Origin of the sequence: Amycolatopsis orientalis DSM 43388 (assembly GCF_000411975.1) — a bacterium.
Taxonomy (GTDB): domain Bacteria; phylum Actinomycetota; class Actinomycetes; order Mycobacteriales; family Pseudonocardiaceae; genus Amycolatopsis; species Amycolatopsis orientalis_D.
Genome location: NZ_ASXG01000064.1, coordinates 15,770 through 30,541 on the forward strand (window position 1 = coordinate 15,770; position 14,772 = coordinate 30,541).

Annotated in this window: 18 protein-coding genes; 13 read left to right on the forward strand and 5 right to left on the reverse strand. The window is 69.6% G+C overall.

Annotation, left to right across the window (positions count from 1 at the left end; translation table 11 throughout):
- Positions 1-54: 54 nt before the first annotated feature.
- From L942_RS11175 to L942_RS11210, 8 genes are all read left to right on the forward strand, one after another.
- Positions 55-738 (forward strand): rhomboid family intramembrane serine protease, encoded by a 684-nt coding sequence (locus L942_RS11175; RefSeq protein ID WP_037358511.1) that lies wholly within the window; start codon positions 55-57, stop codon positions 736-738.
- Complete coding sequence (murI, locus tag L942_RS11180) at positions 735-1,535, forward strand: glutamate racemase (protein WP_037358513.1); 801 nt, start codon at positions 735-737, stop codon at positions 1,533-1,535. The genes L942_RS11175 and murI overlap by 4 nt, the downstream gene beginning before the upstream one ends.
- Positions 1,536-1,673: 138 nt before the next feature.
- The gene (locus tag L942_RS11185; protein ID WP_037358515.1) at positions 1,674-2,441 is read left to right on the forward strand and encodes an MBL fold metallo-hydrolase; all 768 of its coding nucleotides are present in this window, start codon (positions 1,674-1,676) and stop codon (positions 2,439-2,441) included.
- A 37-nt stretch (positions 2,442-2,478) separates the two neighbouring features.
- Positions 2,479-3,255, forward strand: a complete 777-nt coding sequence (rph, locus tag L942_RS11190) for a ribonuclease PH (RefSeq protein ID WP_037358517.1) — start codon at positions 2,479-2,481, stop codon at positions 3,253-3,255.
- Entirely contained in the window at positions 3,252-3,860 is a 609-nt protein-coding gene (rdgB, locus tag L942_RS11195; RefSeq protein ID WP_037358526.1) for an RdgB/HAM1 family non-canonical purine NTP pyrophosphatase, read from the forward strand. Before rph ends, rdgB begins: the two co-directional genes overlap by 4 nt.
- Positions 3,861-3,924: 64 nt before the next feature.
- Positions 3,925-4,614, forward strand: coding sequence for a response regulator transcription factor (locus L942_RS11200; protein WP_037358530.1), 690 nt, complete (start codon positions 3,925-3,927; stop codon positions 4,612-4,614).
- Positions 4,604-6,355: a sensor histidine kinase gene (locus L942_RS11205; RefSeq protein WP_037358532.1), complete on the forward strand. Its 1,752-nt coding sequence runs from the start codon at positions 4,604-4,606 to the stop codon at positions 6,353-6,355. Before L942_RS11200 ends, L942_RS11205 begins: the two co-directional genes overlap by 11 nt.
- 459 nt (positions 6,356-6,814) lie before the next feature.
- Positions 6,815-7,393, forward strand: coding sequence for a dihydrofolate reductase family protein (locus tag L942_RS11210; protein ID WP_037358535.1), 579 nt, complete (start codon positions 6,815-6,817; stop codon positions 7,391-7,393).
- 49 nt (positions 7,394-7,442) lie between these two features.
- Here the strand turns inward: L942_RS11210 and bcp are convergent, their stop codons facing one another.
- The 4 genes from bcp to L942_RS11230 all read right to left on the reverse strand — a co-directional run bounded on the left by bcp (position 7,443) and on the right by L942_RS11230 (position 9,761).
- Positions 7,443-7,919: a thioredoxin-dependent thiol peroxidase gene (gene bcp / locus L942_RS11215; protein WP_037358536.1), complete on the reverse strand. Its 477-nt coding sequence runs from the start codon at positions 7,917-7,919 to the stop codon at positions 7,443-7,445.
- 15 nt (positions 7,920-7,934) lie between these two features.
- A complete protein-coding gene (locus L942_RS11220) occupies positions 7,935-8,474 on the reverse strand; it encodes a hypothetical protein (protein WP_037358539.1) in 540 nt (179 codons plus the stop codon).
- 196 nt (positions 8,475-8,670) lie between these two features.
- Complete coding sequence (locus tag L942_RS11225) at positions 8,671-8,853, reverse strand: hypothetical protein (RefSeq protein ID WP_037358542.1); 183 nt, start codon at positions 8,851-8,853, stop codon at positions 8,671-8,673.
- A 32-nt stretch (positions 8,854-8,885) separates the two neighbouring features.
- Positions 8,886-9,761 (reverse strand): LysR family transcriptional regulator, encoded by an 876-nt coding sequence (locus tag L942_RS11230; protein ID WP_037358545.1) that lies wholly within the window; start codon positions 9,759-9,761, stop codon positions 8,886-8,888.
- A 115-nt stretch (positions 9,762-9,876) separates the two neighbouring features.
- Here L942_RS11230 and L942_RS11235 point away from each other — a divergent pair, with 115 nt between their 5' ends.
- Positions 9,877-10,776 carry an MBL fold metallo-hydrolase gene (locus tag L942_RS11235; RefSeq protein ID WP_037358547.1) on the forward strand — a complete coding sequence of 300 codons (900 nt, stop codon included), beginning with the start codon at positions 9,877-9,879 and terminating at the stop codon, positions 10,774-10,776.
- On the opposite strand, the gene L942_RS11240 is transcribed toward L942_RS11235, so the two are convergent.
- Positions 10,763-11,362 (reverse strand): TetR/AcrR family transcriptional regulator, encoded by a 600-nt coding sequence (locus L942_RS11240; protein WP_037358550.1) that lies wholly within the window; start codon positions 11,360-11,362, stop codon positions 10,763-10,765. The two genes, L942_RS11235 and L942_RS11240, sit on opposite strands and share 14 nt — an antisense overlap.
- Positions 11,363-11,437: 75 nt before the next feature.
- Between L942_RS11240 and L942_RS11245 the strand changes: the two genes are divergently transcribed.
- From L942_RS11245 to L942_RS11260, 4 genes are read left to right on the forward strand one after another with little or no spacing between them, the layout of a single operon-like run.
- The gene (locus L942_RS11245) at positions 11,438-12,502 is read left to right on the forward strand and encodes an FAD-dependent oxidoreductase (protein WP_037358553.1); all 1,065 of its coding nucleotides are present in this window, start codon (positions 11,438-11,440) and stop codon (positions 12,500-12,502) included.
- Positions 12,503-12,559: 57 nt separating this feature from the next.
- Entirely contained in the window at positions 12,560-13,369 is an 810-nt protein-coding gene (locus L942_RS11250) for a metalloregulator ArsR/SmtB family transcription factor (protein ID WP_037358555.1), read from the forward strand.
- On the forward strand, positions 13,366-13,956 hold the full coding sequence (locus L942_RS11255; RefSeq protein ID WP_037358557.1) for a dihydrofolate reductase family protein: 591 nt from the start codon (positions 13,366-13,368) through the stop codon (positions 13,954-13,956). The genes L942_RS11250 and L942_RS11255 overlap by 4 nt, the downstream gene beginning before the upstream one ends.
- Positions 13,957-14,001: 45 nt before the next feature.
- Positions 14,002-14,763 (forward strand): SDR family NAD(P)-dependent oxidoreductase, encoded by a 762-nt coding sequence (locus L942_RS11260; RefSeq protein ID WP_037358564.1) that lies wholly within the window; start codon positions 14,002-14,004, stop codon positions 14,761-14,763.
- Positions 14,764-14,772: the final 9 nt, after the last annotated feature.

Sequence of the window (14,772 nt, forward strand, 5' to 3'; positions counted from 1 at the left end):
AGTTCAGGGATTTCTCCCGAGGCCGTCGGTTCGCACCCGACGTAGCCTGAGGTCGTGAGCACACTGCCTCCCTTCCCGCCGAGCTCGCCGCCGCCCGCAGCCGGCGGCAAGCCGGTCGACGCCGCGAAGCGCATCCTGCCGCCCAATCCCAAGGCCGCGGCGTTCGTCGCGCTGGGGTTCGTGGCGGTGCTGTACCTCGTGGAACTGCTCGACGTGCTCCTCCCGGGCGAGTTCACCCACGGCGGGATCCTGTCGCGAGACGCGTCGAGCCTCGACGGCATCCTCTGGGCGCCGCTGCTGCACGCGGGCTGGTCGCACCTGTTCTCCAACACGGTGCCGGTGCTGGTCTTCTCCTTCCTCGCGATGGCGGCGGGCATCGGCCGGTTCGCCGTGGTCACCGCGATCATCTGGCTGGTTTCCGGGCTCGGCGTGTGGCTGGTCGGACCGGCGAACGCCTACACCGTCGGCGCGTCCGGGCTGGCCTTCGGCTGGCTCGCCTACCTCCTGGTGCGCGGCCTGTTCCACCGGTCGCTCGGGCAGATCGCGGTCGCCGTCGTGCTGCTCGGCATCTGGAGCGGAATGCTCTGGGGCCTGCTGCCCGGCAACCCCGGCATCTCCTGGCAGGGCCACCTGTTCGGCGCGCTGGCCGGCATCCTCGCCGCGTGGCTGACCTCACGCGGCGAACGCGTCAAATCCCCGAAGACCGCTCCGCCGGCCCCGGGTAACCTCGGGATGTGAGTTCTCCTGACGCGCCCATCGGTGTTTTCGACTCCGGCGTCGGCGGGCTCACCGTCGCTCGCTCGATTCTCGAACTGCTTCCGGCCGAACAGCTGCGCTACGTAGGCGACACCGCGCGCAACCCGTACGGCCCGCTGCCCATCGCCACGGCTCGCGAGTACGCGCTGGCCGCTCTCGACGACATGGTGGAGAGCGGAGTGAAGGCGTTGGTCATCGCGTGCAACACAGCGTCCGCGGCCTGCCTTCGCGACGCGCGCGAACGCTACGACGTACCAGTGATCGAAGTGGTCCTTCCGGCTGCGCGCCGGGCCGCGGTCGCGACGCACAGCGGGCGCGTCGGTCTGATCGGCACCGAGGGCACTGTGCGTTCGAGGGCGTACGACGACGCCTTCGCCGCTGCGCCGCACGTACATCTCACCAGCGTCGCCTGTCCGCGCTTCGTGGACTTCGTGGAGCGCGGCATCACGACCGGCCGACAGATCCTCGGTCTGGCGCAGGGTTATCTGCAGCCGTTGCTCGAAGCGGAAGTCGACACGCTCATCCTCGGCTGCACGCACTATCCGCTGCTGTCCGGCGTGCTGCAGATCGTGATGGGCCAGGACGTCACGCTCGTCTCCAGCGCCGACGAAACCGCCAAGGACCTCTACCGCGTGCTGACCGAACGCGACCTGCTCGCCGAACGCGACGAGCCGCCGCGGCACGAGTTCCTCGCCACCGGTTCGCCGGAACCGTTCGCCCGCTTGGCGCAGCGGTTCATGGGCTTCGCGCCGGGCGTGCTGGCTCCGGTCAGCGCGTGAAGCTGCGGTGGCGCTGAGCGCGGCTGCTTATCCGACCAAAAGCAGGCTGCCCCTGAAGCGGTACGTAACCGTTGCGGCGAAGTCATCAGGCCGTGGCTGTGGGCGGATAAGTAGCGACCGGCACAGTAGGGTGACGGGGTGCGACTGACGATCCTCGGGTGTTCGGGCAGCATCCCCGGGCCGAACGCCGCCGCGTCCGGGTACCTCCTGGAGGCGGAGGGCTACCGGCTCGGTCTCGAGCTGGGCACCGGCACGTTCGCCCAACTGCAGACCGTGCTGGACCCGTTCGACCTCGACGCACTGGTCCTTTCGCACTTGCACGCCGATCACTGCTCCGACGTCAATTCCCTGACGGTGCTTCGCCGCTATCACCCCGCGCCGCCGTACCCGGCTCGGCCGAGGCAGCTTCCGCTGTACGCACCCGCAGAAGCTCCTTCGCGCCTCGCACACGCGTACGCAGCCGACGCGGCCGAGCGCGCAGGCGTGGATCTGTCGGATGTGTACGAGTTCCACGAGCTGCGCGAAGAGACGGTCCAGATCGGTCCCTTCGACGTGACCGCTGTCGCCGTGTACCACCCGACGCCCGCTTTCGGCCTGCGCATCGCGTACGGCGGCACCATCCTCGCGTACACCGGCGACACCGGGCAGTGTCGAGTCCTCGGCGAGCTGGCCGACGGCGTCGACGTGCTGCTTTCCGAAGCGTCGTGGACTGATGCCGCCGACCGTCCGGAAGGTGTGCATCTCTCCGGGAAAGAAGCAGGTGAGCTGGCCAAGGAAGCCGGGGTCGGCCGTCTGCTGCTGACCCACGTCGCGCCGTGGACAGACCGGAACGCTGTGCTGGCCGAGGCCAGAGCGGTATTCCCGGAGGCCGAGCTGGTGACTCAAGGCGCGGTCTACGACCTCTGATCGAAAAGTGTCGGGGTGACGTCCTAGAGTGCTCCCCGTGGCTAGAAAAGATGGCAGGAACGACGACCAGCTCCGCGAAGTGAAGCTCACCCGCGGGTTCCAGAAGTGGCCTGCCGGGTCGGTGCTCGTCGAGTTCGGCAACACCCGGGTGCTGTGCGCGGCGAGCGTGACCGAGGGCGTGCCGCGCTGGCGGGCCGGATCCGGCCTCGGCTGGGTGACCGCGGAGTACGCGATGCTCCCGTCCGCGACCAACACCCGCAGCGACCGCGAAGCGGTGAAGGGCCGGATCGGCGGCCGGACGCACGAGATCTCCCGGTTGATCGGCCGCTCGCTGCGCGCCTGCATCGACCTGGCCGCGCTCGGCGAGAACACCATCGTCATCGACTGCGACGTGCTCCAGGCCGACGGCGGCACCCGCACCGCCGCGGTCACCGGCGGATACGTGGCCCTGGCGGACGCGATCACCTGGCTGGGCGCGGCGAACCGGCTCAACGACCCGCAACCGCTGTCGTCGTCGGTGGCCGCGGTGAGCGTCGGCGTCGTGGACGGCCGGGTGCGCCTCGACCTGCCGTACGAGGAGGACTCGCGCGCCGAGGTCGACATGAACGTGGTCGCCACCGATGCCGGAACCCTCATCGAGGTGCAGGGCACCGGCGAGGGAGCCACCTTCGCGCGGTCCACTTTGGACACCATGCTGGACCTGGCGCTGGCCGGCTGCGCGGAGCTGACGCGGCTGCAGAACGAGGCGCTGGCGCTGCCGTACCCGGGCGAGCTGCCGGAGCCGCGTCCGGACAAGAAGAAGGGCCAGAAGTGACCAAGCTGCTGCTGGCTACCCGGAACGCGAAGAAACTGGGCGAACTGCGGCGGATCCTGGAGGCGGAAGGCATCGAGGGCATCGAGGTGCTCGGCCTGAACGACGTCGAGGAGTTCCCGGAAGCCCCGGAAACCGCGCCCGACTTCGAAGGCAACGCCGCCGCCAAGGCCAGGGACGCGGTGGCCGCCACCGGATTGCCCGCCATCGCCGACGACTCGGGCCTTGCCGTCGACGCTCTCAACGGCATGCCCGGAGTCCTTTCGGCCCGCTGGTCCGGCGAACACGGCGACGACGAAGCGAACCTGAACCTGGTGCTGGCGCAGCTGCGGGACACTCCGGACGCGCGCCGGGGCGCGGCCTTCGTCTGCGCCGCCGTACTGGCGCTCCCGTCCGGCGAGACCACCACGGTCCGGGGCGAATGGCGTGGCACCCTGACGAGGGAAAAGCGCGGCGCCAACGGTTTCGGCTACGACCCGATCTTCGTGCCGGAAAACGAAACGAAAACCAGCGCGGAACTGAGCCCGGCCGAAAAAGATGCCGCTTCGCACCGCGGCAAGGCCCTGCGCGCGCTTCTGCCGGCTTTGCGAAAACTGGCCGACGGCTGAGCCCCGTCCGCTCCGGAGCCGCGCTGGTGGCTCCGGAGTGGACGGACGGCTAGTCTCGGCAGGCATGTGCGCCGATATCGTCGTAGCCGAAGACGATCCAAAACAAGCGGAACTGGTCCGCCGCTATCTGGAACACGAACAGCACACCGTCACCGTCGTGTCCACCGGCGAGGCCGCACTAGCGCACATTCGCGCGGCGGAACCCGATCTCCTGGTCCTCGACGTGATGCTCCCGGGCATGAACGGCCTGACCGTCTGCCGGACCATCCGGGCCTCCTCCGGCCTGCCCATCCTCATGCTCACCGCGCGCTCCACCGAGGACGACCTGCTCCAGGGCCTCGACCTGGGCGCGGACGACTACGTCACCAAGCCGTACAGCCCCCGGGAACTCATGGCGAGGGTCCGGACCCTGCTCCGCAGAACCAATGCGGCCAAAGACGGCCCGCTCAAAGTCGGCACGCTGACCGTCGACAAGGAAAAACACGAGGTCGCGGTAAGCGGGAAACAGATCGAAACCACTCCGGGCGAATTCCGGATCCTGGAGGTCATGGCCGCTCGTCCCGACCAGGTTTTCACCAGGGCGCAGCTTCTGGAACACCTGCACGGTTTCGACCGCTACATCACCCAGCGCGCCATTGACGTGCACATTATGAATCTCCGGAAGAAAATCGAAGCCAATCCGAGAAAACCGGCGAAACTCCGGACGGTCTACGGCGTCGGCTACAAACTGACCGCGAAGTCCGATGCCCCGTAGCCTTCTCTTCCGCCTCTTCGCGGTCACCGCGGCCATCGCGGTGTGCGCCATCGCCGCCACCGCCTGGCTGGCCTCCCGGACCACTTCCGGCGCCATCGAACGAGAACAAGGCCAGCTCTTCGCCGACGACGGCACCATTTACCAGGCGCTGCTTTCGTACGCGGCAACCCATCCCGCGTGGTCCGGCGCGACCAAAACGATCAACGACTACGCGGAGAAAACCGGCCGCAAAATAGTGCTGACCACCCCGCAGGGCAAGCTGATCGCCAGTTCGGAACAAAACCCGGGCACCCTCCCGCCGCAGCCGTCCGCGGTCATCGACCCGCTCGCGGTCGACACCCGGCTGGGCGTCAAATCCACTCCAGACCGGATCGACCCCGACGCGGTCGGCCCGTACCGCCTTCCCTCCGAAGAACGCGAAGAACTCCGGGAAATCGCCGACAAGGTCCTGGCCTGCACCCAGCGCAGAACCGGTTTGGGCAGCCTGGAAATCTCCCCGAGCGGCCACCCGCGCGTGCTCGCCCCGGCAGGAACCGCGCAATGCGGCACCGGTCTCCTGGAACGCCCGACCGAGACCGAACGAGCCGCCCTGGCCAAGCTGTCCGGCCTGATCGACGCCTGCCTCGGCCGGAACGACAGCACTGTCCCGGTCGCCAAACTGGCCCTGTCCTGGACCTTCGACGGCCCGGTCGCGCAAGCCACCGACCAAACCGTCGCGAACTGCGTAACCTCGGCGCGCAAAGAGCAGCTGACCCCCTACGTGGCCCCGGCGGCTTGGCTCTACATCACCGAAAAAGGCACCGACCAGCCTCCGACCGGCTTCACCCTCTCGCCGGAAAACCGCACGAAGCTCATCGCTGTCACGGCTGCGATCCTCTTGCTCACCGTCATCGTCACCGCACTGGCGTCGATCCGCCTGATCCGCCCGCTCCGTGCGTTGACCGGCGCGGCCCAACGGCTGAAAGCAGGCGAGACGGGCGCGCGGGTCCGCGTCAAAGGCAAGGACGAGATCGCCCGCCTGGCCGCCGCGTTCAACGACATGGCGCGGGCGAGGGAAGAGCTGGAGAACGCCCGCAAGGCAATGGTCAGCGACGTCGCGCACGAACTGCGCACCCCGCTGGCCACCATCCGCGGCTGGCTGGAAGCCGCCCAGGACGGCATCAGCCAGTTCGACGACGACCTGGTCGCCTCCCTGCTGGAAGAAGCGGTCCACTTGCAACACATCGTGGACGACCTGCAAGACCTGGCTCTGGCCGACGCCGGTGCGCTGCGCGTGCACCCGGAACCCGTCGAGGCCAACACCCTGTTGGCGCACCTGGCCGCCGCACATGCCCCGCGCGCCGAAACCGCCGATGTCCGCCTTTCCGTCCCGCCCATGGAAAACCCGGCCATCACCGCAGACCCAGTGCGCTTGCGGCAGGCCCTGGACAACCTGGTCTCCAACGCCATCCGGCACACCCCGCCCGGCGGCTCGGTCACCGTCACCGCGAGCCGAGCCGGGAACGACGCGGTTTTCGCAGTGACCGACACCGGAACCGGCATCGCGCCGGAAGACCTGCCCCGCGTTTTCGACCGGTTCTGGCGTGCCGACCCCTCGAGAAGCCGAACCTCCGGCGGCAGTGGATTGGGCCTGGCCATCGTCCGCAAACTGGCCGAAGCCCACGGCGGCGAGGTCACCGCCGCCAGCACTCCCGGCAACGGCACCACCTTCACCCTGCGTTTTCCCTCCCCGCCGCAGTGACTCGCGTTCGCGTGCGGCGTGGGCAATGCTCAAAGGCGTGGAGTACGTGTCCAGAGTGCCGCGACTGCCGCTGGACGGGCTGATCGACGACCTCTACAGCCTGGCGGGCACGCCGCTGTACGCGCGGCCGATGCCCGCGGCCGAACTGTGCGACCGGCCGCTGACGATCGAACAGGTTTGCGGTGGCGATCGGCGACCCGAGCCAGGCCGCCGGCGTCAGCAGCAACCATCTGGCACAACGGTTCAAGGCACTCGTCGGCGTCACCAAGAAGCGCCTGGCCCGCACCCGCCGCTTCACCGCCAGCGTGTTCGCGATGGATCCGACCCAGTACCTCGAAATCCGGCGGCGATTCCAAGGCGAACATCCGAGCCACACCCTCGACGGCTGGCCGCTGCCTTACCGGAGCGACGGCTCGCGACCAGCTAATTTCGAGGCCATCCCAAGCAGAGGAGAACCCGGTGGGCAAGGTGGTCCTGTACGGCTCAGTGTCGGTGGACGGCTTCATCGCCGACGAAAACGACCAGCCCGGCCCGTTGTTCGACTGGTTGACCAGCGGTGCCGTCCCGTTGGACGAGAGCGGCGTGCTGAAGGTGTCGCAGCCGTCCTACGACTACACCCGGAGGTACTGGGACCAGATCGGCGTCACCATCGCGGGCCGCCGCGTGTTCGACCTGACGGACGGCTGGGACGGGAAACCGCCGAGCGGAATCGACCACGTAGTCGTCGTGACCCACCGCTCCGCGCCCGAAGGCTGGGACTCCGCGGCGCCGTTCCACTTCGTCGACGGCGTCGAGGCAGCCGTGGCGAAGGCCCAGGAGCTCGCGGGCGACCGCATCGTCGAGGTCGCCGCTGGCGACGTCGGCGGCCAGGTGCTCGCCGCTGGCCTGGTGGACGAGGTGCGCATGGACGTCGCCCCGGTCGTTTTCGGCTCCGGCAAACGCTACTTCGGCTCGGTCGACGCGCAGCACCTGCTGGACGACCCCGACGTGGTCCAGGGCGACCGAGTACTGCACCTGCGCTACCCGGTCCGCCGCTGACCGATCGCGCGGAGAGACCGGTCCAGTCTCTCCGCGGCCGGAGGACCCGTCAGGCGGCGATCCCCAGATCCCGGATCAGCTTGGCCACGTGCCCGGTGGCCCGCACGTTGTAGGCGGCCTTGGCGATCTTCCCCTCCGCGTCCACGACGAACGTGGACCGGATCACTCCCTGCACGATCCGCCCGTAGTTCTTCTTCTCGCCGAACGCGCCCCATTCGGTCAGCACCGTCTTGTCCACATCGGACAGCAGTGGGAACGTCAGCTTCTCCGCCTCGACGAACTTGGCCAGCTTCTCCGGCTTGTCCGGCGAAATCCCCAGCACCTGGTAGCCGGCGTCGTTCAGCTCCGCGAGGTTGTCGCGGAAATCGCAGGCCTGTTTGGTGCACCCCGGCGTGCCCGCGGCCGGGTAGAAGTACACCACCACGGCCTGGCCGCGGAAGTCGCTGAGCGAGACGTTCTTGCCGGTGCTGTCCGGCAGGGTGAATTCGGGCGCTTCGTCGCCCACGGCAAGTCGCTGGTCGGTCATGGAGACGAGAGTAATTCAGGCGTCTCCGCAATACGTGACGACGGCGGGCTCGCCCGTGCTCGGCCGCACCTGCACCGCCATCCGGGCGCTGTCCGCGGGCACCGCGAAAGCGAGCGTGAGCTGCGTGGACCGGCCCGGCATCAGGTCCTTGCCCGCGTCGGAGACCCCGCCGAGCCCTTGCGTGGCGTCGACGACCTGCTTCGCCGGCTTCCCGGCGACGGTGGCGGTGACCGACAGCCCGGAAACCCGGTACGGGTCGGTGCCGTTGTTCGTGACCTGGATGTAGAAGGCCGCCGCGCGGGGACTGCGCGGGTACGCGGCCGGGCTCGGCTGGAAGGACTGCGGCGCGGACAGCGAGACCGTGATGCCGCTGGCGAAGCGGTGGTTGGCGCCGAACTGCAGGTCGCCGGAGGCTTGCGCGGCCGCGGGCTGCGCCGCCGGGTTGCCGACGCCCATCGCGGCGGAGCCTTCCCGAGCGTTGACGCCGCCGCAGGCTGCCACGGAGAACAGCAGGCAGGCGGTCAACAGCAGCTTCGGGGTGCGCGCGGGCGCCATCGCGGGGGTACTCCAGTCGGGGTGGGGCGGTGTGCCGTTCGGCGTAGTTGCCGGGCGACCCGCTCCACTCTGGCGGCACTATTGCCGTCACGGTGCGGAAGACGCGGACCTGGTGTACAGCCGTGGCCGATCCGTGATCGAAAGAGCACGCCGGGTGACAGTCGTCACCACGATGTCAACGGCGGTCGGCCGGGATTCAGACGGCGAACGCGAACAAGAGGATGAACACCGCGACCCCGGCGCCCCAGGCGACCATGAGCCAGCCGAAGTCGCGCACCGGGTCGACCGCGCGGCTTTCCTCGCCGGGGATGTACACGCCGCGGTTCTCGAACCAGTCCGCGCATTTGCGCAGGATCCGCAGCGGATTGCGTTCCGGCACGGCCCACACCTCCCCGATGTCCGGGTCCCAGCCTACGGGTTCGCGGGGGTCTCGCGGCCGTCGAGCCCGGCGATGCGCACGGCGAGTTCGACGAACGAACGGACCAGCGGCGGCGTCGAGTCCTCGCGCCAGGCGACCACCAGCCGGCTCGGCGGGCAACCGGCGAGCGGAACCGTCACGACGCCCTCGGGAAACGAGTGCGCGAGCGGGGCCAACCCGACGGTTCCGTTCCAGAGCACGGCTTGCAGGCATTCGTGCACCGTCCGCACGACCGGGCCGCCCGCGGCGCCGCCGCTCCAGAACGCCTGCCACTGCGGATCGGTGCCGTCCGGGAAGCGGAACCACGTCCGGTCGGCGAGTTCCTCCCGGCGCACCTCGGCGCGTCCGGCCAGCGGATCGTCCGCGCGCAGCACGACGCCCATCGGATCGGAACGCAGCACGTGCGTGCGGATTCCGGTGGTGTCGAACGGAATCCGGGTGAGCGCGACGTCCACGAGCCCGGCGCGCAGGCCGGTGGTCGGATCGGTGAGATCGGCCTCGCGGATGCTGATCCGCACGCCCGGATGCCGGGTGCGGAACTCGCCGGCGAGCCGGATCCCGACCGGTTCCGAGCTGTCCGCGAGGGTCCCGAGCGTGAGCGTCCCCGGCCCGGCCGCGGCGGCGACCCTCGCGCGGGCCTGCTCGGCGCTCGCGAGCAGGGTGCGCGCCTCGTCGTAGAGCGCGGTTCCGGCGGCGGTGAGCGTGACCCCGGACGGCGAACGGGCCAGCAGCGTCGCGCCGAGGTCGGTCTCGAGCTGTTTGATCGCACGGCTGAGCGGCGGCTGGGTCATGTGCAGCCGCGCCGCCGCCCGGCCGAAGTGCCGTTCCTCCGCGACCGCGACGAAGTACCGGAGCGAACGGAGGTCCACAACCAGCGACAATACCCGCGCGGTATCGGGAAAAGCGGATCGGTCTTGGACACCGCGCGGGCGCGGGGCTGGACTGGAACGGTCACTGATTCCGCGCGTTGAGGAGCCCCCGGCGATGGCCGACTATCCGTATCCCGATCCCGTCGTGCAGACCTCGCGGGTGCGCGAACTCGCCCGCGACCTCGTCGTGCTCCCGAACCAGGGCGTGCAGCTGGTGCCGAACGTCGGCGTCATCGGCGGGACGCATTCCGTGCTCGTCGTCGAAACCGGCATGGGACCGCGCAACGCGGAAACCGTGCTGAAGTTCGCCGCCGAGTACGCGCGCGGCCGCCGGATTTACTTGACCACCACGCATTTCCACCCCGAGCACGCGTTCGGCGCGCAGGCCTTCGCCGGGGCCGCGACCTACCTGGTCAACCGCGCGCAGGCGGCCGACCTCGCCGCGAAAGGCCCCGGCTACCTGCGGATGTTCCGCGGCCTAGGGGAACCGGTCGCGCGACAGCTGGAGGGCGTCGAACTGCCGGCCCCGGACGTCGTCTACGACTCGTCGCACGATCTCGACCTCGGCGGCCGCGTCGTGCGACTGCGGGCGACCGGTCGCGCGCACAGCAAGGGCGACCAGGTCGTCACGGTCCCGGACGCGGGCGTGCTGTTCACCGGCGACCTCGCCGAGACCGGCCAGTTCGCGATCTTCCCGTGGTTCCCGCCGCACGACACCGACGTGTCCGGGATCCGCTGGATCGAGGTCATGCGGAAGCTCGCGGAGCAGCGGCCGGAGATCGTCGTGCCCGGTCACGGCGACATCAGCGGTCCGGAACTGCTCGACGACCTGCGCGGCTACCTCGAACTGCTGCGCGACGAGACCTGGCGGCGGCGCGATTCCGGAATGGACGAGGCGACCGTGCTCGCGGAGGTGCGGGACGAACTGATCAAGCGGCATCCGGAGTGGGAAGGCCGCGAATGGATCGACACCGGGGTGGCTTGCCTGTGCGCGGAGCACGTCAGTCCCGCTTGAGCAGCGGCGCGAGCGTCGTCATGATGGCCTGCCGGGTCGCTTCGGTGCGCTGTTCGGGGGGCAGTTCGCCGTCGCGGTCGAGCATGGCCTGCGACGCGCCGCGCACCGCACCGGCGAACGCGCCGGTCAACGTGCGGGCGCTGAGGTCGTCCAGTTCGTCGGGAAAGGCTTCGGCAAGGATTTCGGCGATCCGGCGCTCGGCGGCGAACTGGATCTGCAGTGCTCGGCCTTGGACGGCGGGCACGGTTTGGACCAGCCGCATCCGCAGCGGGGTCAGCTTGCCGATGATGTCGTCGCTGACCTCGCCGCCGTCCACGAGGACGCGCACCAGCAGGTCGATCGGCCGGTCGTCCGGGGCGCGGTTCGCCAGCGCCTCGAGCAGCGCCTGTACCCGGCTCTCGGCGTCCGGGAACAGCAGATCTTCCTTGCTGGCGAAGTAACTGAAGAACGTGCGCGTGCCGATCTCGGCGGCGGCGGCGATGTCGGCGATGGTCGTCTCGTCGTAGCCGTTGCGCTCGAAAAGGTCCGCAGCCGCGTCGATCAGGGCTTGGCGGGTGCGGGCGCGTTTGCGTTCACGGAGCGACATGGCGCGAGTATATGGCACTGAATGCAAATCAGCACTGATTGCAGATTTGCACTTAGTGCGGATACCGTCGAGGGCATGACTCGTGACGTGCTCGTGTGCGGTGCCGGGATCGCTGGCTCGACGCTGGCGTTCTGGTTGGCGCGCAACGGTTTCCGGCCGACCGTCGTGGAACAGGCGGCCGGTCAGCGCAGCAGCGGCAACCCGGTGGACGTCCGCGCGGGCGCGATGGAGGTAGCCGGCGCGATGGGGGTCGTGCCGCGGTTGCGTGAGGTCGCGACGCACGCGCGGCGACTGCGAGTGCTCGACGCGGGCGGCCGTTCGGTGACCACGGTGCGGATGGCGGCGGGCAAGGAGATCGAGGTCCCGCGAGCTGACCTCGCCTCCGCGTTGTACGAAGCGGCGCGCGACGACGCTGAGCTTCTCTTCGGCGACACCATCACCGCGTTGCAGCAGGACGCCGGCGGGGTCGACGTCACCTTCGAGTACGCTGCTCCGCGCCGGTTCGACCTGGTCATCGGCGCGGACGGCGTGCACTCGGCGGTGCGGCGGCTCGTGTTCGGCGCGGAGGAGAGGTTCGTCCGGCACGCCGGGTTGTACGTCGGGACGGTGTCGCTCGGCGAGCCGTCCGACTATCCGGAGGACGTGGTCCTGCTGAACACCCCAGGCAGGCTCGTCGCGATCCATCCGGTGCGCGGGAATTCCGGGGTCGCGTTCATCTTCCGCGCGGCGGATCCGGGGCAGGGCAAGGAAATCGTGCCCAGCGCCTACCGGGGTCTCGGCTGGCGGGTGCCGGAGTTGCTGGCGCGCTTCGAAGCGGCCGACGACGTGTTTTTCGACGCGGTCGCGGTGGTCGATCCGCCTCGATGGTCGCACGGCCGGGTCGCGCTGGTCGGCGATGCCGCGTCGTGCGTCTCGTTGCTCGGCGACGGTTCGAGTCTCGCGATCGTCGGGGCGCACACCCTGGCCGCGGCGCTCGCGGACGGCACTCCCGCCGAGGCGTTCGCGCGCTACGAGGCGAGCCATCGAGCGCGGGTGAAGCCCAAGCAGCGCGGGGTCGGTGCGGCGGCATCGATGCTGGTCCCGCGCACGAAGCGGGGCTTGGCGGTCCGCAATCTCGCCGCCCGGTTGCTGCCCGGCTGAGGTGCGGCGAAAAGAATTCCTTGACACGAATATTCTGTGTGATGAATACTTCTCCGCATGGACGGGATCGCCTCAGCACTCGCGGACACCACCAGGTGGCGGCTGCTCGAACTGCTCGCGGACCGGCCGCGATCGGTCGGCGAACTGGTTGAGCTGACCGGGCTGCGGCAGCCGCAGACGACCAAGCACCTGCAGACGCTCGCCCGCGCCGGCCTGGTCACCATGGCCCCGCTGGGGCAGCGGCGGGTCTACGCGGCCGAAGCGGCTCCGCTGCGGGAATTCGCGGACCAGTTGCACAAGCTGGCCGCGACGATCGAAGCGCACGCGGGGGAGCGCGACGTGCTCGACCGCTACCGCGCGGCGATCGAAGCCGACACCGCGGTCGCGGACCGGGATCGCTGGGCCGACGGCCGCACGTTCTCCTTCGAGCGCGTAGTGCCGGCACCGCCGGAAACGGTGTGGCGGTACTGGACCGACGCCGGACTGCTGGCGTCGTGGTGGGCCCCGCCGTCCCTGACTGTCGCCGAGTGTGTCCTCGAACCGGAGCCGGGCGGGCGCGTCGTTCTCGTCTACCGCGACGCCGAGGGCACTTACCGCTCGGAAGGGCAGGTCCGGGCCGCGCACGCGAACGAGCGGCTCGGGTTCGACCTGTCGGTGCTGGACGCGGCCGGAGCCGTCGCGTTCAGCGGCCACTACGACCTCGCCCTCGCCGCGGCGGCGAACGGCGGCACCCGGCTGCGGCTGGGTCTGGAAATCAGCGCCACGACGGTCGAGGCCGTGTCCGCCATCGCCGGGATCGAAACCGGCTGGGGACAGGTCCTCGACCACCTCACCGAAGTCATCACCCGAAAGGACACCCAGTCATGACCGAGCGTCGTGTCACCGCCAACCTCGCCCTGACCCTCGACGGCCGCTACCACGGTCCGGAAGGCCCCGGCGACATGAGCGCGATCATCCCCTACGTCACCACCGAGACCGCCCGCAACCAGCTGACCCGCATCTGGGAGAACGCGACGACCGCGCTGCTCGGCCGCCGCAACGCGGAAGGCTTCCTGGGCTTCTGGCCGAGCGTCGCCGACGACGAGAACGCCGACCCGCGCGACCGCGGTTACGCGAAATGGTTGGTGGACACGGAAAAGGTGGTCCTGTCGAGCACGCTCACCGAGCCGCCGTGGGAACACACGCGCATCGTGAACGCACCCGCCGCCGAGGTCGTCGCCTCGCTCAGAGCGGACGGCGAGGGCGACATTCTGGTCAACAGCAGTGTCAGCGTGATCAAAGCGCTGCTGGCCGAGGACCTGATCGACCGGCTGTATCTGATCATCTGCCCGCAGATCGCCGGCGGCGGCCCGCGTCTGTTCGACGACGGCCTGCCCGGTACCAAGTGGACAGTCGCGCTCCAGGAGACCGGCGATCTCGGCGAAGTGGCCCTGGTTTACGACCGCGTGCGCTGATCGGCTTGACCTTCACGCATACGGCAATGTTTAGCGTCGGATGCCATGAGTGAAGGACAGTTTCCCGGCAAGACCGTGATCGTCACCGGCGGCGGAACGGGCATCGGGCAGGTCACCGCACGCGAGTTCGCCCGGGAAGGCGCGAACGTTCTCGTCGTCGGCCGGACGGCGGAGCGGCTCGCCGAAACCGCGGCGGGCTTCCCGCGGATCCGCCCGTTCGCCGCCGACCTGACGGAGCCAGGCGCCGCCGAGGCGATCACCGCTGCCGCGCTCGCCGAATTCGGCCGGATCGACGTGCTGGTGAACAACGCCGGCATCGTCGATCCGGCCGCGCTGGGCGAGATCAAACCCGGCGCGTTCGACGCGGTGGTGGCGACGAACTTGCTCGCACCGGTCTACCTGGTGCAGGCCGCGCTGCCGCACCTGAGCGAAGCCAAGGGCGCGATCGTCAACGTGACGACCGCGATCGGCCAACGCGGATGGCCGATGCCCGGCCGAGAGTTCTACGCGGCGACGAAAGCCGCGCTGGACTCGCTGACCCGAAGCTGGGCAGTACAACTCGCCCCGCGCGGCATCCGCGTCACCGCAGTGGCCCCCGGCCCGGTCGCCACCGAGATCTACGCCCGCGAAGGCCTGACCGCCGAACAAGCCCAGTCCCAGCACGAAACCCTGCGGGAAATGGTGCCGCTGCGGCGCCTGGCCCAACCGGAAGAAGTCGCGCACTGGATCGTCCACCTGGCCAGCCCCGCCGCCGAGTACCTGACCGGAGTCGTCCTCCCCGTCGACGGCGGCGCAGTGATCGCTTAGCGGCGTACG

Bases quoted from the DNA above. Each gene is read 5' to 3' on its own strand.
- L942_RS11200 (WP_037358530.1), top strand. From the start codon at position 3,925: ATGTGCGCCGATATCGTCGTAGCCGAAGACGATCCAAAACAAGCGGAA.
- L942_RS11205 (WP_037358532.1), top strand. From the start codon at position 4,604: ATGCCCCGTAGCCTTCTCTTCCGCCTCTTCGCGGTCACCGCGGCCATC.
- bcp (WP_037358536.1), bottom strand. From the start codon at position 7,919: ATGACCGACCAGCGACTTGCCGTGGGCGACGAAGCGCCCGAATTCACC.
- L942_RS11220 (WP_037358539.1), bottom strand. From the start codon at position 8,474: ATGGCGCCCGCGCGCACCCCGAAGCTGCTGTTGACCGCCTGCCTGCTG.
- L942_RS11235 (WP_037358547.1), top strand. From the start codon at position 9,877: ATGGCCGACTATCCGTATCCCGATCCCGTCGTGCAGACCTCGCGGGTG.
- L942_RS11240 (WP_037358550.1), bottom strand. From the start codon at position 11,362: ATGTCGCTCCGTGAACGCAAACGCGCCCGCACCCGCCAAGCCCTGATC.
- L942_RS11245 (WP_037358553.1), top strand. From the start codon at position 11,438: ATGACTCGTGACGTGCTCGTGTGCGGTGCCGGGATCGCTGGCTCGACG.
- L942_RS11250 (WP_037358555.1), top strand. From the start codon at position 12,560: ATGGACGGGATCGCCTCAGCACTCGCGGACACCACCAGGTGGCGGCTG.
- L942_RS11255 (WP_037358557.1), top strand. From the start codon at position 13,366: ATGACCGAGCGTCGTGTCACCGCCAACCTCGCCCTGACCCTCGACGGC.
- L942_RS11260 (WP_037358564.1), top strand. From the start codon at position 14,002: ATGAGTGAAGGACAGTTTCCCGGCAAGACCGTGATCGTCACCGGCGGC.